Raw genomic sequence first — 22,191 nt, 5'->3', positions numbered from 1 at the left:
AGAACACGCATGAACCACACCCCTCCCAAGCCCTCCTTCACCACGCGCCGGGGCTTCATTTTCGGCGCCGGATTTGGCGTGCTGGCCCTGTACGGCGTATGGGCCGCCAACGGGGCCGCACCACTGAGCCTGCTGGGCGGCCCGACCGCCAAGCCCTCTGCCGGTGGCGGCCACAGTGAACACGGCGATGGCGGCAGCGGCATGTCACCCGCCGAGTTCCGCCGCCTGACGGAAGCCTTCATCGCCGCCAACGTGCTGCCCGACGGCAGTGTGCGCCCCACGGCGCCCGCGGCAATGGACATGAGCGCCCCGGACCCCCACGCTGCGCACGCAGACATGGACATGAACATGGCCGCCACGCCGCCAACGCCCCCCAGCGCACACGCCGGGCACGGCGCCCCGGCGCCGGTGTCCGCGCACGCCGGCCACGACATGGCCGCGATGGCTCCATCCGAACCCGCCCCCGAACCCGAGCTGATGCACGCCACCGACAGCCACGCCAGCCCGCCGGTGGACGTGTACCTGCTGGCGCACCAGTGGGGTTACCTGCCTTCCGTACTGCGGCTGCAGACCGGCGTGCGCTACCGCTTTCGCATGATGGCCGAAGACGTGGCGCACGGCGCGTCGCTGCAACTCGGCGCGGCCAGCCACATCGTGCGCCTGCGCGCCCGCACGCTGGTCGAGCAGGAAGTGCAATTCACCCAGCCGGGCGAACACCTGCTGTACTGCACCGTGTACTGCGGTGTGGCACATGACCGCATGCAGGGCCGCCTCATCGTATCCAGCGCCAGCCAGGGAGAACAACCATGACGACCAACCGACTCACCCAGGGGCTGGCCGCGCTGCCCGCTGGCGACAAGACCTTGCTGCGGCTGTGCTTTGCCATTGCGCTGCTGGCGCTGGCGCTGGGGGTGCTGGCCGGCGTGGCCACCGCCGCCGTGCGCGCCGGCTTCATCCAGGCCGACCAGCTCGAGGGCTACCGCCTGATGACGGCGCACGGTGTCAACGTGTTCTTCTACTGGCTGTACTTCGTGCAGGCCGGACTGCTGCTGGTCATCAGCGCCGTCTACGCCAACAGCGAAGGGCGCCTGGCGTGGCGTGGCCTGGCCTGGCTGGGGCTGCTGGCCATGGTGCTGGGCTTTGGTGTGAATGGCTACGCCACCCTGGTGGGCGTGCCGCGCCTGTACGACGCGCCCCCCGAACTGGCCCATCCGGGCGAGCCGGGCGTGGCCGCGTTTTACGCGGGCTACCTGCTGCTGGCCGCAGGCCTGTTCTGCATTGCCGCGGCCGGCGTGGCCACGGCGCTCAAGTCGCGTTTCACCGCCCACCCGGCCAGCACGCCAGGCTGGTCGGCCATCGGCTTTGCGGCCGTGGCCTGGGCCGGGCTGCTGATGGTGAGCGCACTGGCCTCGCTGTACGCCTTTTTCCCGGCAGCGCTGTGGGCGCTGGGCCTGGGCACCATGCCCGCCGACTACGCCACGCGCTGGCACGTGCTGTTCCACAACATGCACTACCTGCCGCTGATGTCGACCGTGCTGGTGTGGTACGTGCTGGTGGAGAACGTGACCGGCGTGAAGTCGATCTTCGGCGCGCGCTTCTCCAAGATCATCTTCTCGCTGTACCTCATGTTCGTGCCCCCCACCTCGCTGTACCACATGTTCCTGGAGCCCGACCTGGCGGCACCGGTGCGCGTCATCGGCTCGCTGCTGTCGCTGTTCATCAGCGTGCCCACGGTGCTGGTGTTCCTAGTACTGGTGTGCTCGCTGGAAGTGCATGCCCGCAACCGCGGTGCCAAGGGTCTGTTTGGCTGGATGCGCCAGTTGCCCTGGGGCAACCCAGCCATGGCAGCCATGGGCGCGGCAGTCATCAACCTGGCGCTGGGCGGCGTGTTCTCGTTCGTGCTGATCCAGGAGAAACTCGCCCCCCTGCTCTCGGACACCTTCTTCGTGCCGGGCTACTTCCACTTTCTCACGGTGGGCACGGTGTCACTGACCTTTCTGGCGGCCCTGTGCTACGTGCTGCCCGGCCTCACCGGCGCCCGCCTGTGGCGTCCCACCGTGCTGGCGCGCCTGCCGTGGCTGGTGACGCTGGGCCTGGGCCTGTTTGGCGCCGCCGGCATTGCGGCCGGCTACAACGGCGTGCCCCGGCGCGTGCTCAGCGTGGCCTACGACAGCGGGGCGCCCGCCGTCTGGGCGCTGCTGATGAAGGGCGTGGGCGTGGGCGGCACGCTCATGGCCCTTGCGCTGCTGGTCTACCTGTACGGCCTGCTGCGCACCCTGCTGGCCCGCGCCGGCGCACCGCGGGCGCAGCCCGCGTTGCCCAGCGTGCAGTGGGACGGCCCCGCGGTCGCCCGCCACCAGGCCTGGATGGGCCCGCTGAGCGTGGTCGTGCTGGTGGGCGCCATGGCGCTGTTCACCCAAGTGGCATTTGTCTTGTTGCGCACGCTGCCGCTCATGGCCGGCAGTGGCGCAGGACACTAGAGAGGAGCCGGCAATGAAAGACGATATGGTTTTGATGGCAATCGTGTTCGTGGTGTGGGCGGTGCTGGCCGTGCTGTACGCCACGGTGCCCATGCTCTCCATGCCCGGCTTTGCCGTGGTGTGGGGCGCCGGCGCCGGTATCTTCCTGCTGCTGGCACTGCTGATCTGGGCGGCAACCCAACGCAGCGGACACGGCAGCGAAGCCGACCCCACCTGATGGGCATGCACCCCCGACCCAGGGGCGCATGCGCATAGCCGCCTCATGCCAGCCGTTTGGCGGCAATGCAGTCGGACGTGAACTCGAACACGATGTCCGGGTCGGGCTGGACCAGCTTTTTCTTCTTGTCGGCGTAGTGCAGGCGCGACAGGATGTCCTTGATCAGATTCAGGCGCGCCAGGTGCTTGTCGTCGGCGCGCACGATGTGCCACGGTGCGACCGCGGTATGCGTGCGCAGCAGCATCGCGTCGCGGGCCTGCGAATACGCCTTCCATTTCTTGGTGGCAACGGCATCGATCGGGCTGGACTTCCACTGCTTGAGCGGATCGCGCTTGCGGTCTTCGAGCCGCTTCGCCTGCTCGGCTTTGCTGACGTCGAGGTAGTACTTCATCAGCTTGATGCCGGAGTTGACCAGCATGGCCTCAAACTGGGGCACCGACAGCATGAACTCCTCGTACTGTGCCGTGGTGCAGAAACCCATCACGTGTTCGACACCCACGCGGTTGTACCAGCTGCGGTTCATGAGCACAAATTCCTCGGCGGCCGGCAAGTGGGCAACATAGCGCTGGAAGTACCAGGCACTGTTGTCCCGGTCCGAGGGTTTCCCCAGCGCCACGACACGGGTTTCGCGTGGACTCAGAAACTCGACAATCCGCTTGATGGCGCCGTCCTTGCCGGCGGCATCACGCCCTTCCAACAGCACCAGAATCTTGTCGCCGCAGCCGATGAAGTGCCGTTGCAGCTTGACCAGCTCCACCTGCAGCAGGTGCAGCTGTGTTTCATAGTCGTCCCGGGGTACGGAAGGCTTCTCACGTTTCATGGCGCGAACTCCTTATTCATTCATACGCCGGGCGGCTGCTGCCCGGCAACTCAGCGCAGGGTCAAGCTGAGCTCGGCCTGCGGCTTCCAGTTGGCCGGCGGCGTGATGACCTTGGCCCCGCCCAGGAACAGGCGGTCCGCGGGCATGTCCTTGGCGGCCAGGTAGTCCTTCACGGCCACGCCGCGCTGCAAGGCCAGTTCGCGCATGGCGTCTTCGGTGACCGCCATGTTCGACAGCAGCAGCGCTTCCATCTCGGGGCCGCTGATGTCCTTGGCCATGCCCACGAAGTTGCGCGGCTTGGTGATGTCGGCGCGCCGGTACACGGCCTTGAGCAGCACCGGGTATTCGGCCTCGGTCACCACGCCCACAGCTGCGGCGTCCTGGCCACTGCCCACAGCGCGGCGGCGCTTCTCGGCCAACAGCAGGGCCTTGAGGCGCTCGCGCTTGAGACCGTCGCGCTCCAGTTCCAGTGCGGCGGAGCCGGTCACGGTCATCTTCAGGCTGGGCCGCTCGACCAGCGCCTTGACCACCTTGTCCAGCCCGGCCTTGGCGTCGGCCGTCAGGGCGCTGCTGCCCGGCGCGAACACCACCATGCCCAGCTCGTCGCCCCCGCCGCCAAAGGCATTGGCCAGCAGGCTGAACGGCGCCGTCACGGCTTTCACGATCAGGTTGACGATGAGCTTGAACACCACCGGCCCCAGCCGGAACTGGGGGTCGTTGATGGAGCCACTGATGGGCAGGTTGATGTCGATCACGCCATTGCGGTCGGCCAGCAGCGCCACCGCCAGCTTCACCGGCAGGCTGTGCGGCGCGCCCGCCACCTCGTCGCCAAAGGTCAGCTGGTTGAGCACGATGTTGTTGGTGGCGGTAAGCTGGCCGTCGGGCTGCACGGTGTACTGCACGTCCACACTGAGCTTGCCGCGCTCGATGCCATAGCCCGCGTACTTGATGGCGTAGGGCGACAGGGGCGGCAGTTCCAGGTCGCGCACCCGGCCCCGAATATCCAGCGCCAGCGGGCGCGCCAGCGGATTGACCTTGCCAGTGATCTCCAGCGCCGCCGTGCCCTCGGCACGCCCGCGCACGTCCAGGTCGGCCAGCTGCACCACGCCGTCCTTGGGCTGGGACGAGAACTGGCTCAGCTTGCCGGTGAGTTCACTCAGGTCGGCCGAGTAGTTGGGCTGGATGAAGTGGTCGGAAAACAGCACTTTGCCGTTGACCAGGCTGATGGGGCCCATCTGGACGATGGCTGCGGGCGCGCCGCCGGCAGCCGGTGCGGATGCCGCAGAAGCCACGGAAGCAGCGGAAGCCGCCAAGGCGGGCGCCGGGGCCACAGGGGCCGATGCGGCCGCACCAGGCGCCGGGGCTTCAGCGGGGGCGTCGCCCTTCACCAGGTCCTGCAGGTTGAGGCGGCCGTTCTCCCGCACCACCACACGGGCAAAGAAGTCGGTCAGCGCGGCTTCGCGCACGTCCAGGCGCGTGGCCACACCCGGGGCCATGGCCAGGCGGATGCCGGGCACGTTGAGCGACTTCCAGCTCAGCAGTTCCTCGGCCACGCGCAGGTCGCCCTTGTCGCTGAACACGCTGTTGGCACGGAAGTCTTCCAGCGCCGCGTCCCCGCGCACCTGCACCGTGGGCCCGGCGGGTGCGGCGGCATAGCGCACCTGGCCCTTGAAGCTGGTGTCGGCCCGCAGCAGCTCCAGGTTCAGCCGGTCGGCAAAGTACGGCGCCACGGCGTGCGCCGGAATGTCGCGTGCGTCCACGCTGCCCTGCACCGCCAACGGGTTCCACGCCACCGTGCCCTGGTAGCGCAGGGTGCCGGGCTCGGTGCGGCCGGCCTTGATGCGGGCGGACACGGTCAGCGGCGCCGGCTTCTTGCCGTCGAGCGTAAGGGCTTGCATGCGTAGCGCCAGGGCCGACACGGCCAGACGCACGCGCCGGGCCTGGCTGGCGTCGTTCAAGGCCAGCGCGCCTTCGTCCACGGCCAGCTCGGCGACCGTGACGTTCCAGGGCTTGGACGGCGCCGCCTTGGGGGCGGCCGACTGCGGCCTGAGCCACGACTCGAACATCCAGCGCCCGTCCTCGCCCCGCTGCACGGTCACGGTGGGCGTGCGCAGGCCCACCTTGCCCACCCGCACGCTCTGGGTGGCCAGGTCCACCTGGACGTCGCTCACGTCCAGCGCCTTGAACTGGGGCATCTCGCTGGCCGCGGTCTTGCCGCCCTTGCCCGAGCGCAGGGCAAAGTCGCGCACGGCCAGGCGCGGCACGGTCAGCTGCACGGAACCGGCCTGCCAGGTGGCGCCCAGCTCGGCTTCCAGCGCGCCGCTGGGGCGGGGCTCCAGGTAGCGCGCCGCCAGGGGGCTGACACTGTCCAAGGCGAAGTCGGTCACGGTGGCGTGCACCTGGCCCTGCTGGTCGGTTCCCTGGCCTTCGAACTGCAGCCGCCCGGGCTTGTCGGCGCCCGCCAGCGCCACCGAACCCGAGAATTTGGCCGGTGCCTGCGCAAACGGCCAGCGCAGCGCCTCGGCCTGCAGCTCCACCGCACCCAATGCCATGCGCACGGCGGGCTGAGCGCTGTCGTCGGCCCAGTTCACCGTGCCCTTGTGCAGGGCGAAGCGGGCCAGTTCCAGCTGCCAGCCTGCGGCTGGTTTTTCAGTGCCATTTGGGGCTGCAGGCGCCGTGGAATCTGCGTCAACAGCTCCTTTTTTAGGAGCGTCCCCAACGGACTTGGCCGGGGCTGCGCCCAGGTTCAGCACCCCGGCACGGTTGCGCGCCGCCCACACGGTGGGGCCGCTGATGTCCAGCGCGCTGAGCTTGACGCGCCGCTCCAGCGGGCGCACGTCGGCCAGCGTGGCCTGGATGGCGTCCACCCCCAGCAGGTCGGCACCGGCGCCGTTCGCCAGTTTCAGGCTGGAAACCTTGACCGTGCCCGACAGGCTGAGCGCCACCTGGGGCGTCTGTGCAAAGTCCAGCCGCAGGTCGGCGTCCACCACGCCCGCCTTGGGCTGCACCGGCAAATCGGCCGGCAGGTAGGCCAGGTAGGGCGCCACGTCCAGGCGGCTGATCTTGAAGCGGACATCGCCCTTGCGGATCTGGGCGAAGGGCGTGGCCTCGGCGGCGGAATCAAAGGCGCTGCCGTTGAGCGTGAACGCCAGGTGGGGCTCGACCTTGACGTCGCGCTTGGCGTCCAGGTTGCTCAGGAACGGCACCGACAACTCCATCTGGCGCAGAGCATGCTGGCGCGCCACCGGGGCGTCGGTAAAGTCCACCGAGCCGCCACGCAGCTCGATGTTGTAGAGCGCGAACTTCAGCGGCGCCGAGGCGGGCTGGGGCGACGGCGCGCTCAGGCGGCCGATGATGTCGTCGATGTCGTAGTGCCCCGCGCTGCTGCGGGTGAGCGTGAGCGTGGGCGACTCCACCACCACGGCGTCGAGCACCGGTGCCAGGCGAAACAGCGACGACAGCTCGCCATCTGCATACACCCGCGCAATGCCCAGCTGGCGCCCCGTACCGTCGGCCGTGGCCACGGCGATGTCGCTCACCGTCAGCTCCAGCGTCCAGGGCTTGAAGTCCACCGCGCCCACCGTGAGCTTGCGCCCCAGCGCGGCGCTGCCCCGCTCCTCGATCTGGCGCTTCACCAGGCCGGGTACGCTCATCCAGGCCACGCCCCAGAGCAGCAGCAAGACGCCCAGGGCCCAGGCGGCACGGCGCGTCCAGGCAGAGCGCTGCAGGGTGGAAAGGTTCAGGGGCAGCATGGTGTGGACACAGTGAGTTGCGACGGGAGGTGCATCCTATCGTACCGGTGTTGCAGGCCCAATGGAAGGCCCGGGCCGCAGGGCCTGTGGCACCGGGATTCAGGCAGAATCCAACGCACCCCGCGCCTCCGGGCGTGGCGTTTCCTCCCAACCGCAGCAACTCCCATGAACAAGGCTCCCCTTCCCGCTTCGTTTTTCGGCATGGTTCTCGGGCTCTCCGGCCTCGGGCAGGCCTGGCGGTTGGCCAGCAGTCTGTGGAGCCTGCCGCCGGCCGTTGGCGAAGCTGTCCTGCTGGTGGCGTGTGCCGTCTGGGCCACGCTGCTGGTGCGTTACCTGTGGCAGGCCCTGCGGCACCCCGACACCGTGCGCGACGAGTTCATGCACCCCGTGCAGGGCAGCACGCCCGCGCTGCTGGCGGTGGCCACGCTGCTGATCGCGCTGTCGGTACTGCCCTACTCGCGCACGCTGGCCTGGGTACTGACGGCCGGCGGCATCGGCTGGCACCTGGTTTTCTCGCTCTGGCACACCGGCCTGCTCTGGCAGGGCGGGCGCAACGCGCTGGACACCGCGCCCACGCTGTACCTGCCCACCGTGGCCGGCAACTTCACCAGCGCAGCGGCGCTGGGGGCGCTGGGGCACCCGGACTGGGGCTGGCTGTTTCTGGGGACCGGTTTCTTCTCGTGGCTGGCGCTGGAGTCGCTGATCATCCAGCGCCTGTGGCACGCCAGCGCCGTTCCCGCACCGCAGCGCCCCCTGATCGGCATCCAGTTCGCGCCACCGGTGGTCTGCGCCATGGCGTGGCTGGCGCTGGTGCCCGGCAGCACCGACCACTGGCTGCTGATGCTGTGGGGCTACGGCTTGTTCCAGCTCCTGCTGGGCCTGCGGCTGGGGCCGTGGCTGGGGGCACAGCCCTTTGCACCCTCGTACTGGGCCTACACCTTCGGCGTGGCGGCCGCCACCGTGTCGGGGCTCAAGCTGGCGCAAAGCGGGGTGCCTGCCGCGCAGGTGCTGGCCGTGCCGGTCTTCATCGGCGCCAATGGGTTCATCGGCTACCTGGCGCTGCGCACCGCCATGCTGCTGGTCCGCGGCCGCCTGACACCCAGGGACTAGCCGGCGCAGCCGCCCCGGCTCAGTGGAAGTCCCGGCTGCGGGTGGCCAGTTCCCCCAGCAAGGGGGTGAGGTCGACCAACCGTTTGGCGATGACGTGGCGCACCTGGCCGCCGCTGGCATCGTCGCGCTGCCACACGCCGTACACCGCCAGCAGGCGCGACTGGTACACCGCCTGGCGGAAGCGCTCGTGCACCGCCTTCCACACGATCACGTTCACGCTGCCGGTTTCGTCTTCCAGCGTGACAAACACCACGCCCTTGGCGGTCTGCGGCCGCTGGCGCATGGTGACGATGCCGCAGGCCCGCACCAGGCGGCCGCTGGGCATGTCGGCCATCTGCGCGCTGGTGAGCAGCTTTCTGGCGGCCAGTTGCGCCCGCAGCAGCGCCAACGGGTGTCGGCGCAGGGTCAGGCCCACGGCGGCGTAGTCGAACACCACCTCTTCACCCTCGCCGGCCGCAGGCAGGCGCAGGGGGTCTTCGTCGATGGGAACGCCTTGCAACAGCGCCGGCGCGGGCTTGAGGGCCGAGGCGTCCCACACCTGCTGGCGGCGGTGGCCCGACAGCGACTGCAGCGCGTCGGCACTGGCAAGGGCCTTGAGATCACCCTCGCCGAGGCGGCAGCGCAGGGCCAGGTCCTGGGTGCTGGCAAAGGGCGCGCGCGCGCGTTCGCCGGCAATGCGCAGGGCCACGGCCTGCGCCAAGCCGCTGACCAGGCGCAGGCCCAGGCGCACGGCGGGCTGGGGACGCCCTGAAGTGAGGGAGGCCGAGCACGCACCTTGCGGCACAAGGCGGTGATCTGACGCCATGGTCTCCAAGGTGCAATCCCAGTCGCTGTGCGCCACGTCCACGGCACGCACGGTCACGCCGTGGCGGCGGGCGTCCTGCACCAGCTGCGCCGGGCCGTAAAAACCCAGCGGCTGGCTGTTGAGCAGCGCCGCCAGAAAGCAGGCGGGCTCGTGCCACTTGAGCCAGCTGCTCACGTACACCAGCAGGGCAAAGCTGGCGGCGTGGCTCTCGGGGAAGCCGTATTCGCCAAAACCCTCCATCTGCTTGAAGAGGGCGTCGGCAAATTCCTGCGTGTAGCCGTTTTTCAGCATGCCGCCCACCATGCGGTCGTAGAACACGTGCACGCCGCCCTTGCGCTTCCAGGCGGCCATGGAGCGGCGCAGGGCGTCGGCCTCGTCGGCCGAGAAGTCGGCCGCCAGCATGGCGATCTGCATCACCTGCTCCTGGAAAATGGGCACACCCAGAGTGCGCTCCAGGGCCTTTTCCAGCGCCGGGCTGGGGTACACCACCTGGTCGGGGTGCTTGCGCGCCTGCAGGTAGGGGTGCACCATGCCGCCCTGGATGGGGCCGGGCCGCACGATGGCCACCTGCACCACCAGGTCGTAGAAACACTGCGGCTTGAGGCGCGGCAGCATGCTCATCTGCGCGCGGCTCTCAATCTGGAACACGCCCACGGTGTCGGCCTGACAGACCATGGCGTACGTGGCGGGGTCTTCGGCGGGAATGTCCTGCAGGCGCAGGGGCGTGCCGCGCCACTGGCCCACCAGGTTCAGGCAGCGGCGGATGGCGCTGAGCATGCCCAGGGCCAGCACGTCCACCTTCAGGAGGCCCACGGCGTCCAGGTCGTCCTTGTCCCACTGGATGATGGAGCGCTCCGGCATGGCGGCGTTCTCCACCGGCACCAGCCGCGTGAGCGGGCCCTGGGTGAGCACAAAGCCGCCCACGTGCTGGCTCAGGTGGCGCGGAAAACGCTGCAGCTGGCGCGCAAGGTCCAGCCACAGCTGCAGGCGGCGCGCATCCGGTATTTCAGAGCCTTTCAGCCCTGCAGCGCCCGTGTCTTCTGCGCAAACAGCTACTTTTTCGATAGCAAACTGCAGGCGCTCGGCCAGCACCTCGCGGCTGTACATGCCGGGGTGCTCCTTGGCCAGCGCGGCAATCAGCGCCTCGGGTATTTCCAGCGCGCGGCCCACGTCGCGCAGGGCGCTGCGCGGGCGGTAGCTGATGACGACGGCCGTCAACGCGGCCCGGTCGCGGCCGTACTTGGCGTAGATGTACTGGATGACTTCTTCGCGCCGCTGGTGTTCGAAATCCACGTCGATGTCGGGCGGCTCGTTGCGCTCGCGGCTGATGAAACGCTCGAACAGCAGCTGGCTGCGCGACGGGTCCACCTCGGTCACGCCCAGGCAGTAGCACACCGCCGAGTTGGCGGCCGAGCCGCGGCCCTGGCACAGGATGCCCTGGCTGCGGGCAAAGCGCACGATGTCGTGCACGGTCAGGAAATACATCTCGTAGCGCAGCTCGGCAATCAGCGCCAGCTCGTGCTCCACCTGCTGCTGCACCGCCGCCGGCATGCCCTGCGGGTAGCGCACCTGTGCGCCCTGCAGCGTGTACTGGCGCAGCGTCTGCGCCGGGGTGTGGCCGGGCAGCACCGCCTCGCGCGGGTACTGGTAGCGCAGCTCCTCCAGGCTGAAATGGCAGCGGTCAGCCACCACCAGCGTGTTGGCCAGCAGCTCGGGCGGGTAGAGCGTGGCCAGCCGCGCGCGGGAGCGCAGGTGCGCCTCGGCGTTGGGCTGCAGGGCAAAGCCGCACTGCGCCACCGGCACCCCCTGCCGCACGGCGGTGAGCACGTCGTGCAGGGGCTTGCGCGAGCGCACATGCATGTGCACGTGCCCCGTGGCCACCAGCGGCACGCCGGTGTGGCGCGACAACTGCAGCAGGCGGTGCAGCTGCACGGCATCGTCGGGCCCCAGATGCTGGGTCACAGCCAGCCAGACATGGGAGCCAAACAGGCCTCTGGCCCGCGCGATGAGGGCGCAGGCTGCTTCAAAAGCAATCGCAAGCGGCAGCGCCAGCAGGATCTCGCAACCGCCGAGCTGCGCCCACAGCGCGTGGTCGGCCGCGCTGTGCCAGCCCACCCGGTACCGGCCTTTGGGCGCAGCCCGGCGCGCCGCCGTGATGAAGGTGCACAGCTGGCCCCAGCCCTGCAGGTGGTGCGCCAGGGCCACGACGGTAAAGCCCGCATCCGCACCCGGGAGGGGAACGGCAAACTCCGCCCCCAGCAGCAGCTTGAGGCCACGTGGGCGCGCCGCCTCGTGCGCGCGCACCACGCCGGCCACCGAGCATTCGTCGGTGATGGCCAGCGCACGGTAGCCCAGCGCCGCGGCCCGCTCCACCAGTTCATCGGGCTGCGAGGCGCCGCGCTGGAAGCTGAAACTGGAGAGACAGTGCAGCTCGGCGTAGGCCGGAAGAGGGTCGGTGGGCTCCATGAAAATACTGTATAAAACAACAGTATATCCATGGCACGCCCGCCCGAACAGGCCCGCGCCCCGCGCAGGCGGCGTGGCCTAGCGCCGCGACCGGGTCGACACGTACAGCTGCCAGACCGCCATGAACATGGCCGCAATGGTGGGGCCGACCACAAAGCCGTTGATGCCCAGCACCGCCATGCCGCCCACGGTGGTGATCAGCACCACGTAGTCGGGCATGCGCGTGTCCTTGCCCACCAGCATGGGGCGCAGCAGGTTGTCCACCAGGCCGATCACCAGCACGCCCCAGGCCGTGAGCGCCACGCCCTGCCAGAGGGCGCCCGTGACGAAGAAGTAGCCGGCCACCGGCACCCACACCAGCCCGGCCCCCACCGCCGGCAACAGCGACAGAAAGGCCATGAGCACCGCCCACAGCAGCGCACCGCTGACGCCCAGGAACCAGAACGCCACGCCGCCCAGCGCCCCCTGCACCGCCGCCACCAGCAGGTTGCCCTTGACGGTGGCGCGGATGACGGTGGTGAACTTGTCCAGCAGCTCCCGCTTGTGCGCGGGCGCCAGTGGAATGGCCTGCAGCACGCTGCGGCCCACGGCGTCGCCGTCGCGGATCAGGAAGAACGCCAGGTAGAGGGTGATGCCGGCGCTGACGGCAAAGTTAAAGGTGTTCTGCCCCACGCTCAGCACCTGCGTGGCCATGAACTGGCTGCCCTGCATGAGGGCCGTGCTCAGGCGGCGCTGCAGCACATCGAAGTCGGCCAGCCCGAAACGCTCCAGCAGCCACAGGGCCCAGGCGGGCAGCGCGTCGAACACGCCATGCAGGTACAGCGTGGGGCTGAACTCGCCGGCCTGCACGCGCTGGTAGAGCAGCGCCGCCTCGCGCGCCAGCGTGGTGGCAATCAGGGCCAGCGGCAGGACGACGACCACCAGCACGGTCAGCAGGGTCAGCAGCGCGGCGGCGTTGCGCCGGGACTTCAACCGCGGCAGCAGCCAGCGGTACAGGGGCGTGAACAGCAGCGCGATGATGAAGCCCCACAGGATGGCCTCGTAGAACGGCAGCAGAATCCAGCCCATCGCCAGCGACACGGCCGCCAGCAGCATCAGCAGGGCCCGGTTCTCCAGGTAGGCGGACGCGTTGGGGTCAGACGGTGGTGGCATGGTGTGTCAGGCCGGTATGGCCAGCCCGCGCGCCACCGCCGGGCGCGCCACAAACGCCGCCAGTGCGCGCTGCACATGCGCAAAGTCCTGCGCGCCCACCAGATCGCCGGCACCGTAATGCCCGAACAGGTTGCGCACCCAGGGAAAGATGGCGATGTCGGCAATGGTGTAGTCCTCGCCCATCATCCAGGCGCGGCCGGCCAGGCGCTGGTCCAGCACGCCCAGCAGGCGCCGGCTCTCGGCCACGTAGCGGTCGCGCGGGCGCTTGTCCTCATAGTCCTTGCCGGCGTACTTGTGGAAGAAGCCCAGCTGCCCGAACATGGGGCCCACGCCGCCCATCTGGAACATCAGCCACTGGATGGTTTCGTAGCGCGCCGCCGCATCCTGCGGCAGGAACTGGCCGGTCTTCTCGGCCAGGTACAACAGAATGGCGCCCGACTCGAACAGCGCCAGCGGCTTGCCGCCGGGGCCGTTGGGGTCCAGGATGGCGGGAATCTTGTTGTTGGGGTTGAGCGAGAGGAACTCGGGCGAGAGCTGGTCGTGGGTCTCGAAGTCGACCCGGTGCGGTTCGTACGGCAGGCCGGTTTCTTCCAGCAAGATGGACACCTTCACGCCGTTGGGCGTGGGCAGAGAGTACAGCTGCAGCCGGTCGGGGTGCTGCGCCGGCCATTTGCGGGTGATGGGGTAGGCAGAGAGTGTGTTCATGCGCCCATTCTGGCGGAAAAAAAGAACTACGGTTTGACCTCGACGAGGACCTTGAGCGTCAGCGGCACGCCGTTGCGCAGCGAACTCACCCCCACCACCGAGCGCACATGCACGCCGGCCGGACCAAAGACGCTGGCCAGCAGATCGGACGCGCCGTCCAGCACCTGGGCGTGTTCTTCGAACTCCGGCACCGCGTTGATGGAACCGTGCAGGTCCACCACCTGCGCAACCTGGTCGAGCGAGCCCAATGCGGCCTTGATCGCCGCAAGCACTTCCAGACACGCGGAGCGCGCAAATGCATAGCCGTCTGCCGTGGAAAACTCGCGCCCGAGCTTGCCCTTGGGCGCAACGCCGTTCACGGGCGAAGGCGCCTTGCCCGCGAGGTACAGCAGGTTGCCGGTCCGAACCGCCGGAGCGTAGTTGCCGGCCGGCCCGCTGGCCGGAGGAAGCTCCAGACCCAGATTCTTGATTTGCTGTTCCGCACCCATGTTGCACTCCGTATGTTTCGTGCGGATTGTGACACCCGGCGTGCCTCCTGCACGCCAGGCGTTGGAACGGTTCAGCCCGGGCGGCTGCTGAGAGCCTGAGACTCAGCCTTTCAGCGCGGCAGCAATCACGCTGGCAATGGGCGTGGTGCTGCGCCCGATCAGCCGGCCCAGCTGGCCGCTGTCGTCAAACAGACCGCCGTTGGCTGCTGCGGCATCCGAGTCGGCCAGCAGCGCGGCAAAGCCCTCGGGCAGGCCCACCTTCACCAGCGCGGCTGCGTAATCGGCCTGCGGCAGGTCCACATAGGCCACGGGCTTGCCCGACTGTTTGGCAATCTCGGCAGCGAACTCCGCCAGGGTGAAAGCCGTGTCGCCCGCCAGCTCGTACACCTTGCCAGCCTGCCCGTCGCGCACCAACACGGCGGCGGCGGCGGCCGCGTAGTCGGCGCGCGCAGCGGCGGCAATGCGTCCGTCCTTGGCGCTGCCCATCACCACACCGTGCTGCACGGCGGTGGGCGCGGTGCCGGCATAGTTCTCGGCATACCAGCCGTTGCGCAGCAGCACGAACGGCACGCCCGATGCGCGCAGTGCGGCTTCGGTTTCCTTGTGTTCGGCAGCCAGACCCAGTGCCGAGGTGTCTGCGTGCAGCAGGCTGGTGTAGGCGATCAGCTTCACACCGGCAGCTTTGGCCGCGTCAATCACCGCGCGGTGTTGCGGGGCGCGCTGGCCCACTTCGCTCGACGAGATCAGCAGCAGCTTGTCCACCCCCGCAAAGGCAGCCTGCAGTGTGGCGGGCTGCGCGTAGTCGGCCTGGCGCACCTGCACGCCCAGGGCGGCCAGATCCTGCGCCTTGGCCGGCGTGCGTACGGCCGCAACGACGTGGGCTGCCGGCACGCTGCGCAGCAGTTCCTGAATGACGAGACGGCCCAGTTGGCCAGTGGCTCCGGTAACAGCGATCATGGAGGACCTCCTTGTAAAGAAACAGACAGGCCGCGATAATAGGCAACACGCAAACTTTTAGTAAGTACGCACAAAAAGGTAAGTACATACATGGCCATGTCGCCCAAGAAGCGGCGCGGAGAGCTGTTCTCCGTCGCCTGCCCGTCCCGCCAGGTTCTGCAAAACGTCACCAGCCGCTGGGGCGTACTGGTGCTGGTCGCCCTGCTGGAGGGGACCTACCGCTTCAGCGACCTGCGCCGCAAGGTGGGTGGCGTGAGTGAAAAAATGCTGGCCCAGACGCTGCAGGCCCTGGAGGCCGATGGCTTCGTGCTGCGCACCGCCTACCCCGTGGTGCCGCCCCATGTGGAATACAGCCTCACGCCCATGGGGACCGAAGTGGCCCACGAAGTCGACAGCCTGGCCGACTGGATCGAGGGCAACCTCTACCGCATCATGCAGCAGCGCAACGCCCGCAGCGCCGCCAGCGCGCCGTAACGCGTGCTACTTGGCTGGCCGGTGCAGCGCGCAAAGCTTGTTACCGCTGGGGTCGCGCAGGTAGGCCAGATACAGCTTGCCGACCGCGCCGTCGCGCCAGCCGGGCGGGTCTTCGCAGGTGGAGCCACCGTTGGCAACGCCTGCTGCATGAAAGGCGTCCGTCTGCTCAGGAGACGCCATGTTGAACCCGATGGTGCTGCCATTGCCATGCGTGGCCGGCTCACCGTTGAGGGGCGTGGTGATGCCAAACGAGCCGGTGGACGTGCGATAAAAGTAACGGCCCACCACGCCGTTGTGGTTGTACACACCGGGCTTGATGCCGAGCGTGCCCAGCAGGGCGTCGTAGAACTTGCGGGAGGCCTCGAGGTCGTTGACGCCAAGTATCACGTGACTGAACATTGCTATCTCCGTTATGGGTTGGCAGGCATGGCACGCGAAGCCCGCAACCCGCACCGTGTGGCGCGCGGCCTGTTACTTTTGGAACACCAGGTTTGCAGCAGCTTTACCGTGGCCGGTCGTCCTGGCGCCGTGGCTGGCGTTGAACAAGGGTCGCAAACACCCTTGCCCAACACTAGGACCATCACCATGAAATTCTCACCCTCCGCTTACATTGCTGCAGCCTGCGCCACGGTGGCCCTTGCAGGCTGTGTGGTGGCACCCGTCGGCTATGAACCAGGCTATGGCGGCCCCGTCTATACCGCGCCCCCCGGCGTGGTCTACGTGGCCCCCACCTATGCCATTCCCGGGCCGGGTTATGTATGGCAGTACCACGACCGCTATGGCTGGGGCTGGCACCACCCAAGCCATGGCTGGCATCGTGGGTGGCGTTAAATACTTTTGCTAGCCCTCTCCAACACTGCGTAGGCAGCTATGAATTGCATAGCACCTTTCAAACCAATCGATGTCCACTCAGGGCTTGCGTGCCGGCTGCTCCCAGCCGGGAACGCAGGAGGCCGCAGATGTCCGGTTTGACTGGAAGGATTGGAGTGCGCTGAATAGTTGGTTGTTGTTGGCCGGGCCAAGATCCATCAAGCTGCCAACCGCTGTCCAAACCCGCCCGCCCCACTCGCCGTGACCACCAGCCGCTGCGTCGCCCTGGTCGCCGCCACATAAAACACCCGCGCCGCTTCCATTTCGTCCTCGCCCGCCGCGGGCATGTGCCCCACGCCGGGCAGCGCCACCACGGGAAACTCCAGCCCCTTGCTCACGTGCATGCTCATGATGTGGATGTGGTCGCCATGGGGAACGAAGTCTCCCGTGCCGCGGCGCACCTTGTGCGGCAGCTTGCGTTGCTGCAGCGCCTTGGCACACAGCTCCATGGTGAAGCTGTTGCGACACAGGATGGCCATGTCGCCCCAGGCGTGCCCTTCCTGGTGGGCGGCGCTCAGCTGCCCGGCAATGGCATAGGCCTCGTCGCGCAGGCTGGGGAGCTTGAGGATGATGGGCTCCTGCCCTTCGCGCCCGCAGCTGATGGGTTTGACGAGCGGGATGCCGTCGTCGTCCTTGTCGTCCGCGGTGAGCAAGTCGCTGGCCACCAGGCTGGCGGTTTGCAGGATTTGTTTGGTGTTGCGGTAGTTGATTTTCAGGATGGTGGTGCGGCCCTGCGCCTGCACGCCCACGCCCTTGAAGCTGAACTGCTTGCTGCGCGAGCGCTCGTAGATGCTCTGCGCATCGTCATACAACAGCAGCAGGCTGTTGGTGGTGGGGTCCACCATCTGCGTCACCAGCTTGAGCCACTCGGGGGCGAAGTCGTGGCCTTCGTCGATGAGGATGGCCTGGTACTGCCCACTGGGGATTTGCTTGCGCTCCACGGCGCGGATGACGCGCTCCACCAGTTCGTCCGAGAACCCGGGGCCTTGGGGCGGCATGGCCTGTCCTGAATACTTGAGCTGGTCATAGCACCACTTGTGAAAGTGGCGCACGTGCACCCGGTCGCCCAGGCCCTTGGCGTCCATCACGCTGGCCAGCTTCACGCCCAGCGGCTCGTTGAAGCAGAGGATGAGAATGGGCTTGCTGCTGGCGGTGCTGGCCTGCGCCAGGTACTCGGCGCGGTAGCCCAGAATCATGGTCTTGCCCGAGCCGGCCACGCCGTGGATGACGCGGTGGCCGTCGCCCAGGCTGCGGGCCAGCTGTTCTTGCTGCAGGTCCATCACGCGCATGATGCTGGGCAGCTCGGCCTCGGCATCGCTGTCGTCAAACAGGGCGCCCTGGGTTTGTACGCGCACCTGCGGGAACATGATCCAGCGCACGCGGTCGAGCTGCGGCAAGGACATGGCGCCCAGCATCATGTGGGGGAACATGTCCCACAGGCGGCTCTGCAGGTCTTCGGCGCCTACGCTCTCCAGCATTTCGTCCTGGCACACCACGCGGTGGGGCTCCAGGGCGTGCTGCAGTTCGGCCGCCTCGAACTGCTTGCGCGTGATGTTGGGCAACACCACGCCGTAGCTCCACGGAAAGGCCAGCTTGCCCGCGTAGCGGCCCTCGCCCTGCACCAGCTGCGGGTCGCGCTCCAGTGCGTGCACCACTTGGTGGGCGTATTGGCGGGCCTGCTCCAGCGGGTTGAGCACGCTCTTGGGGCCTGCGTCGCCCAGGATTTCCCAGGTGTCTTTGTCTGCCCGAAGGATGGTGCCGAGCTTGAAGTCTTTCACCTCCAGCACCAGGATGCCGCGGCGCGGGTGCATGACCACAAAGTCGGGGTGCGAATGCCTGGGGCCTACCGGCACGTCGTACCAGAGCAGGTAATCGTCGTCGAGTTTTTGTTCGAGCCGCTCGGCCAGCCTGCGCTCGCCGCCAGTCATGCGTGACACGCACGCACCCATAGAAGGAATAAGAGTCGCCATCCCTGACCACCACCCTGTTATTTATTTATGTGCACATCATGCCGGCAAACGCAGCGGCAGGCCAGCGTTACATATCTTTACAGAGGGATGGGTGTTGCGCCGTCAACTCAGTTGCACCGGCCCTCGTTGTGGAAGTGTCTCAACAACCACTTTGAAAGACGACAATGAACTTCAAGACTTTGACTGCTACTGCCCTGATCGCTGGTTTCTTCTCCGTCGGTGCTTTTGCCCAGGCTCCGGCAACGCCCGCCACGCCGGCAGCGCCCGCCGCTGCGGCTGCCAAGACGGGTGCCGTTGCTGCCGACAAGGCCGCGGTAAAGGCAGACAAGGAAAAAATGGCTACCGACAAGGCTGCCAAGGCTGAACCCGCTGTCATCAAGGCCGACAAGGCCCAACTGAAGGCTGACAAGGCACAAGCCAAGAAGGACCGCGCGGCTGCCCGCAAGGCCAAGAAAGCCAAGCGCGCCGAGAAGGCAACCCCCGCCACTCCGGCAACGCCTGCAACACCGGCTACCCCTGCCGCACCGGCCAAGTAATTCCCGGTAAGGCCTCCCGCACCAACCCCGCCCGGGCCTCCTGGGCGGGGTTTATTTTTGCCCCACACTAACCCACATGAAACCTGTTCTTGTCTTTGCCGCGCTGCTGCTGGCACAGGCCCTGGCCTTCGCCCAGCCACGCCCCATCGAGCTGCATGACCAATTGGTGCCGCAAGCGGCCAACCCGTCGCGCGTGGCGCTGACGCTGGACGCGTGCACAGGCCAATACGATGACGACCTGATCCAGTTCCTGGTGCGCAACCGCATACCGGCCACCATTTTTGCCACCAAGAAGTGGCTGGACAAGAATCCGTATGGCGTTTCCGTCATCAAGGCGAACCTGGACCTGCTGGATGTGGAAGACCATGGCGAGAACCACATCCCGGCCGTCATAGGCGCGGGCCGCAAGGTGTACGGCATTGCGGGCGAGCCCGACATCATCCACCTGCGGCGCGAGGTGACCGAGGGCGCCCGCGCGGTGGAGGCCGTGACCGGCGTGGCACCCCGCTGGTACCGCGGCGCCACGGCCGAGTACGACCCGCAGGCCATGGATGAAATCCGCAAGCTGGGCTACAGGATTGCCGGCTTTTCCGTCAACGCCGATTCCGGCGCCACGCTGAAGAAGGTAGCCATCGAAGAACGACTGCAGCACGTGAAGGCGGGCGACGTGATCATTGCCCACATGAACAAGCCGGCCTCGGACTCGGCCGAGGGCCTGTCCACCGGCCTGCTGCAGTTGCTGCGCCGGGGTTTTGTGTTTGTGCGGCTGGACCAGGTGGACCTGCAGCCTGCCGCCCCGCCAGCGCGTTAAGTCACGACAGCAGGCGGATGAGCGCGTCGGGGTGAATGCCCCAGCCGGCCAGGCCCGACAACCCCATCAGCAGGCCAAAGCCCGTGGGCACCAAAGCCAGCCCGTACAGCCACCAGAACTGGGTCAGCGCCGTGACGGCCAACAGCGAGATGGCAATGGCCAGCAGCGCGTCCGACAGGTCGAACTGGTCGTCGCAGAAGTTGGCGGCGTCGTAGTCGCGCTGGTCCTGTTCGGCCAGGGCCTTCTGCTCTTCCTTCTTCGTGATCTGCTCGGCCACCAGCTGTTCGTACTGCGCAATGGCCTTGTCATAGCTGGCCCGCTGCGCGCCGGCTTGGGACGGCGCCGCCAGCCGCAGCTGCAGCAGCGTGCCCTTGGCCACTTCTTCGCGGATATTGCGGGCCTGGTAGAAGTTCCAGTGGTCCAGCTTGCTGGCCTGGGCCTGCTGCATGGTCTGGACAATGTTGTCGTCCTTGACCTTGCAGATGCCCATGAAGGTGGCCAGCAGCGCCACCGTGATGGCTACCCAGCGGTTGAGCTTCTTGGACGGCTCGGCGCTGTTGTCTTTGGCGTCAAACGATTCGACGGATTCCAGGGAATCAACATCCATGGCACAGGTCTTTGCAGTTCACGGGGTTCAGTAATGCGGGGGCAGTTCGTCGCTGGCACGGCCCGGCGCGGCGGCGCCGCTGTCGGGCAGGTACTGGCGCAGCTGGCGGACCTCGCGCATGAGCAGGTCGATTTCCTGCTGCTGGCGCACGATGACCTGGTTGAGCGAATCCAGCAAGTCTTCGGTGAAGCTGGCCTTGATCTCCAGATCGGTCAGGCGCTGGTCGGTGGTGTTGGGTGATTCCATGCCGCTATTGGACACGAATTCGCCGGGGTTGCCGGGCTCAGCCCTTGCGGCGCGCCTCGCGCAGCATGAAAAGGTAGAGCCCCTCCACCTTCTCGCGGGCCCAGGGGGTCTTACGCAGGAACTTCAGGCTCGAGCCGATGCTGGGGTCCTGCGTGAAGCAGCGCACCGGTATGCGCTCGCCCAGCCCGGCCCAGCCGTAGTGCGCCACCAGCGCCGTGACGATGGCCTCCAGCGTCAGGCCGTGCAAGGGGTTGCGGGGCTGGGCCGCGGGCTCGGGTGCGGATTCGGGGGCAGGAGGATTCGACATGGACGTATTCTGGCATTGCCCGGGTGCCGGCGCGCGCCGGCTCAGGCAAAGAGCCCGTGCAGATACCAGCCGTCGCCCTGCCCGGCCAGCCGCTCGCGGTACACCCACACCAGCCCGGCCACCGGGCTGCGCGCCACGAAGTAGTCGCGCAGGGCGCAGTGGGTGGCGCCCTCCAGCCAGCCGGCCTCCAGCCGCTGCGGGCCCGCCAGCAGGGTCAAGGGTCCCTGGTATTGGGGGCTGCCCTGCTGCACCGCCAGCCGCTGGGGCACCGGCAGCAGCCAGGTGGGATAGAGCACCGCATTTTGAGCATCATTTGCACCGGAAGCATCCGTATTACTTGCGCAGACAGCTCCTGATTTGATAGCACCTCCCGACTCTGCGGCATCGGCGGTGGCCTGCCAGCGCTGCATGCGCTCGGGCCGGTGGTCGGCCAGCGCCGTGGCGCAGCGCACCTGCTGCGGGCCCAGACGGGCGCTCAGGCGCTCCAGCAACTGGTGCAGGCTGTCGCCCTGGCGCACGGCGTCGGGCAGGAGGCTGGCGCTCTCGCCCGCCAGGGCCTGCGTCTGCAGGGAGCGCAGACGCAGGTACAGCACCGGTGCCGGCAGCGTGACGCGCGCCAGCTGCTCGGCCAGCAGGCGCTGCAGGTGCCCCATGTCTTGCGTGGGCTCGGCGGTGCGCAGCAGCAGGCGGCCCTGTGCGCCCCCGCTGTGGTGGGCATCCACATACTGAGCGTTGGCGCGCCGGGCATCCAACTCCCACAACAGCTCCAGCGCCAGCACCCCACGCTGGCGCGCCTGCAGCCACACCCGCAGCTGCGCCAGCAGGCGGCTGGCGCCGAACAGCAGCGCCGGGGCCGACTCCACGCTGGCCGCCAGCTCCAGTGGGGCATCAAACACCTGCGGCAGGGTCAGCCAGGCATAGGTCTCGGGTCGCTCGCCATACGCACGGTCCAGCGCATCCACCAGCGGCGCCCCAAAACGCCGCGCCAGCCCGCCCCGCGGTAGCGCCCGCAACTGGCCCCAGGTGCGCACCCCCAGACGCGCCAGCGTGGGCAGGTGCGCCCGGGCGGCGCCCAGGGTGTGCAGGGGCAAGGCGTCGGGTGGCAGGGCCTGGCTGGCGCAGCGCAGGCGCCCCATTGCTACCAAAGATGTAGCGCCTTGCGCATATTCCACGCCGGCCAGCGGCCCATTTTCGGAAAATATCTGCGCCAGCAAGGCGGAGTGGCCGCCAAACAGGCGTGCGCTGGCCGACACCTCCAGCACCAGCGCGTCTTCCACGCACGCCACCTGCGGCGTGAACTGCAAGGCCCACCACGCCCAGGCGGTGGGCGCGTCGGCCAGCGGGGCGTGGGGGGCCTCAGGCGTGGGCTGCAGTGCGAGCCAGTGCATGGCTGTACTCCGCGGCGACCGGCCCGGGTC

At 68.0% G+C, this 22,191-nt stretch carries 21 protein-coding genes; 8 read left to right on the top strand and 13 right to left on the bottom strand.

The features are described from left to right. The first annotated feature begins 9 nt into the window (after positions 1-9). The 3 genes from AC1Q5W_RS02695 to AC1Q5W_RS02685 are packed head-to-tail and all read left to right on the top strand — an operon-like array spanning position 10 to position 2,697. On the top strand, positions 10-810 hold the full coding sequence (locus AC1Q5W_RS02695) for a cupredoxin domain-containing protein (RefSeq protein ID WP_492643984.1): 801 nt from the start codon (positions 10-12) through the stop codon (positions 808-810). Further along, complete coding sequence (locus AC1Q5W_RS02690; protein WP_492643985.1) at positions 807-2,480, top strand: cbb3-type cytochrome c oxidase subunit I; 1,674 nt, start codon at positions 807-809, stop codon at positions 2,478-2,480. The genes AC1Q5W_RS02695 and AC1Q5W_RS02690 overlap by 4 nt, the downstream gene beginning before the upstream one ends. A 13-nt stretch (positions 2,481-2,493) precedes the next feature. Next, positions 2,494-2,697: a hypothetical protein gene (locus AC1Q5W_RS02685; protein ID WP_492643986.1), complete on the top strand. Its 204-nt coding sequence runs from the start codon at positions 2,494-2,496 to the stop codon at positions 2,695-2,697. Between the two features lie 43 nt (positions 2,698-2,740). On the opposite strand, the gene ppk2 is transcribed toward AC1Q5W_RS02685, so the two are convergent. Together ppk2 and AC1Q5W_RS02675 are read right to left on the bottom strand one after the other, a co-directional pair. Then, positions 2,741-3,517, bottom strand: coding sequence for a polyphosphate kinase 2 (gene ppk2, locus AC1Q5W_RS02680; RefSeq protein ID WP_492643987.1), 777 nt, complete (start codon positions 3,515-3,517; stop codon positions 2,741-2,743). 50 nt (positions 3,518-3,567) lie between these two features. Further along, the gene (locus tag AC1Q5W_RS02675) at positions 3,568-7,269 is read right to left on the bottom strand and encodes a DUF748 domain-containing protein (RefSeq protein ID WP_492643988.1); all 3,702 of its coding nucleotides are present in this window, start codon (positions 7,267-7,269) and stop codon (positions 3,568-3,570) included. A 165-nt stretch (positions 7,270-7,434) separates the two neighbouring features. Here AC1Q5W_RS02675 and tehA point away from each other — a divergent pair, with 165 nt between their 5' ends. Next, positions 7,435-8,379 (top strand): dicarboxylate transporter/tellurite-resistance protein TehA, encoded by a 945-nt coding sequence (gene tehA / locus AC1Q5W_RS02670; protein WP_492643989.1) that lies wholly within the window; start codon positions 7,435-7,437, stop codon positions 8,377-8,379. Positions 8,380-8,398: 19 nt separating this feature from the next. Here tehA and AC1Q5W_RS02665 read toward each other — a convergent pair whose 3' ends face one another. The 5 genes from AC1Q5W_RS02665 to AC1Q5W_RS02645 form a co-directional block, all read right to left on the bottom strand. Next, entirely contained in the window at positions 8,399-11,650 is a 3,252-nt protein-coding gene (locus tag AC1Q5W_RS02665; protein WP_492643990.1) for an error-prone DNA polymerase, read from the bottom strand. Positions 11,651-11,728: 78 nt separating this feature from the next. After that, a complete protein-coding gene (locus AC1Q5W_RS02660; protein WP_492643991.1) occupies positions 11,729-12,802 on the bottom strand; it encodes an AI-2E family transporter in 1,074 nt (357 codons plus the stop codon). A 6-nt stretch (positions 12,803-12,808) separates the two neighbouring features. Further along, positions 12,809-13,507, bottom strand: a complete 699-nt coding sequence (locus tag AC1Q5W_RS02655) for a glutathione S-transferase N-terminal domain-containing protein (protein WP_492643992.1) — start codon at positions 13,505-13,507, stop codon at positions 12,809-12,811. A 26-nt stretch (positions 13,508-13,533) separates the two neighbouring features. Next, positions 13,534-13,995, bottom strand: a complete 462-nt coding sequence (locus AC1Q5W_RS02650; RefSeq protein WP_492643993.1) for a RidA family protein — start codon at positions 13,993-13,995, stop codon at positions 13,534-13,536. Positions 13,996-14,097: 102 nt separating this feature from the next. Beyond that, positions 14,098-14,952 (bottom strand): SDR family oxidoreductase, encoded by an 855-nt coding sequence (locus AC1Q5W_RS02645; RefSeq protein WP_492643994.1) that lies wholly within the window; start codon positions 14,950-14,952, stop codon positions 14,098-14,100. 90 nt (positions 14,953-15,042) lie between these two features. On the opposite strand from AC1Q5W_RS02645, the gene AC1Q5W_RS02640 reads away from it, so the two are divergent. Beyond that, on the top strand, positions 15,043-15,426 hold the full coding sequence (locus tag AC1Q5W_RS02640; protein ID WP_492643995.1) for a winged helix-turn-helix transcriptional regulator: 384 nt from the start codon (positions 15,043-15,045) through the stop codon (positions 15,424-15,426). Between the two features lie 6 nt (positions 15,427-15,432). Here the strand turns inward: AC1Q5W_RS02640 and AC1Q5W_RS02635 are convergent, their stop codons facing one another. Further along, the gene (locus AC1Q5W_RS02635) at positions 15,433-15,825 is read right to left on the bottom strand and encodes a VOC family protein (RefSeq protein ID WP_492643996.1); all 393 of its coding nucleotides are present in this window, start codon (positions 15,823-15,825) and stop codon (positions 15,433-15,435) included. Between the two features lie 186 nt (positions 15,826-16,011). Between AC1Q5W_RS02635 and AC1Q5W_RS02630 the strand changes: the two genes are divergently transcribed. After that, a complete protein-coding gene (locus tag AC1Q5W_RS02630) occupies positions 16,012-16,257 on the top strand; it encodes a hypothetical protein (RefSeq protein WP_492643997.1) in 246 nt (81 codons plus the stop codon). Between the two features lie 197 nt (positions 16,258-16,454). Here AC1Q5W_RS02630 and AC1Q5W_RS02625 read toward each other — a convergent pair whose 3' ends face one another. Next, positions 16,455-18,266: a DEAD/DEAH box helicase gene (locus AC1Q5W_RS02625; RefSeq protein WP_492643998.1), complete on the bottom strand. Its 1,812-nt coding sequence runs from the start codon at positions 18,264-18,266 to the stop codon at positions 16,455-16,457. 164 nt (positions 18,267-18,430) lie between these two features. Here AC1Q5W_RS02625 and AC1Q5W_RS02620 point away from each other — a divergent pair, with 164 nt between their 5' ends. Both AC1Q5W_RS02620 and AC1Q5W_RS02615 read left to right on the top strand, forming a co-directional pair. Continuing rightward, positions 18,431-18,802 carry a histone gene (locus tag AC1Q5W_RS02620; RefSeq protein ID WP_492643999.1) on the top strand — a complete coding sequence of 124 codons (372 nt, stop codon included), beginning with the start codon at positions 18,431-18,433 and terminating at the stop codon, positions 18,800-18,802. Between the two features lie 76 nt (positions 18,803-18,878). Beyond that, positions 18,879-19,613, top strand: a complete 735-nt coding sequence (locus tag AC1Q5W_RS02615; protein WP_492644000.1) for a polysaccharide deacetylase family protein — start codon at positions 18,879-18,881, stop codon at positions 19,611-19,613. Position 19,614: 1 nt separating this feature from the next. Here the strand turns inward: AC1Q5W_RS02615 and AC1Q5W_RS02610 are convergent, their stop codons facing one another. The 4 genes from AC1Q5W_RS02610 to AC1Q5W_RS02595 are packed head-to-tail and all read right to left on the bottom strand — an operon-like array spanning position 19,615 to position 22,161. Beyond that, a complete protein-coding gene (locus AC1Q5W_RS02610; protein WP_492644001.1) occupies positions 19,615-20,220 on the bottom strand; it encodes a DUF4337 domain-containing protein in 606 nt (201 codons plus the stop codon). A gap of 27 nt (positions 20,221-20,247) precedes the next feature. Then, positions 20,248-20,466, bottom strand: coding sequence for a SlyX family protein (locus tag AC1Q5W_RS02605; protein WP_492644002.1), 219 nt, complete (start codon positions 20,464-20,466; stop codon positions 20,248-20,250). A gap of 37 nt (positions 20,467-20,503) precedes the next feature. Then, a complete protein-coding gene (locus AC1Q5W_RS02600) occupies positions 20,504-20,773 on the bottom strand; it encodes a VF530 family protein (protein WP_492644003.1) in 270 nt (89 codons plus the stop codon). Between the two features lie 41 nt (positions 20,774-20,814). Further along, positions 20,815-22,161 (bottom strand): Y-family DNA polymerase, encoded by a 1,347-nt coding sequence (locus AC1Q5W_RS02595; RefSeq protein WP_492644004.1) that lies wholly within the window; start codon positions 22,159-22,161, stop codon positions 20,815-20,817. Positions 22,162-22,191: the final 30 nt, after the last annotated feature.

It is taken from the genome of Rhodoferax sp. MLSD5-FHT05B10, from assembly GCF_058793415.1.
This window is presented reverse-complemented; position numbering and strand designations above follow the sequence as displayed.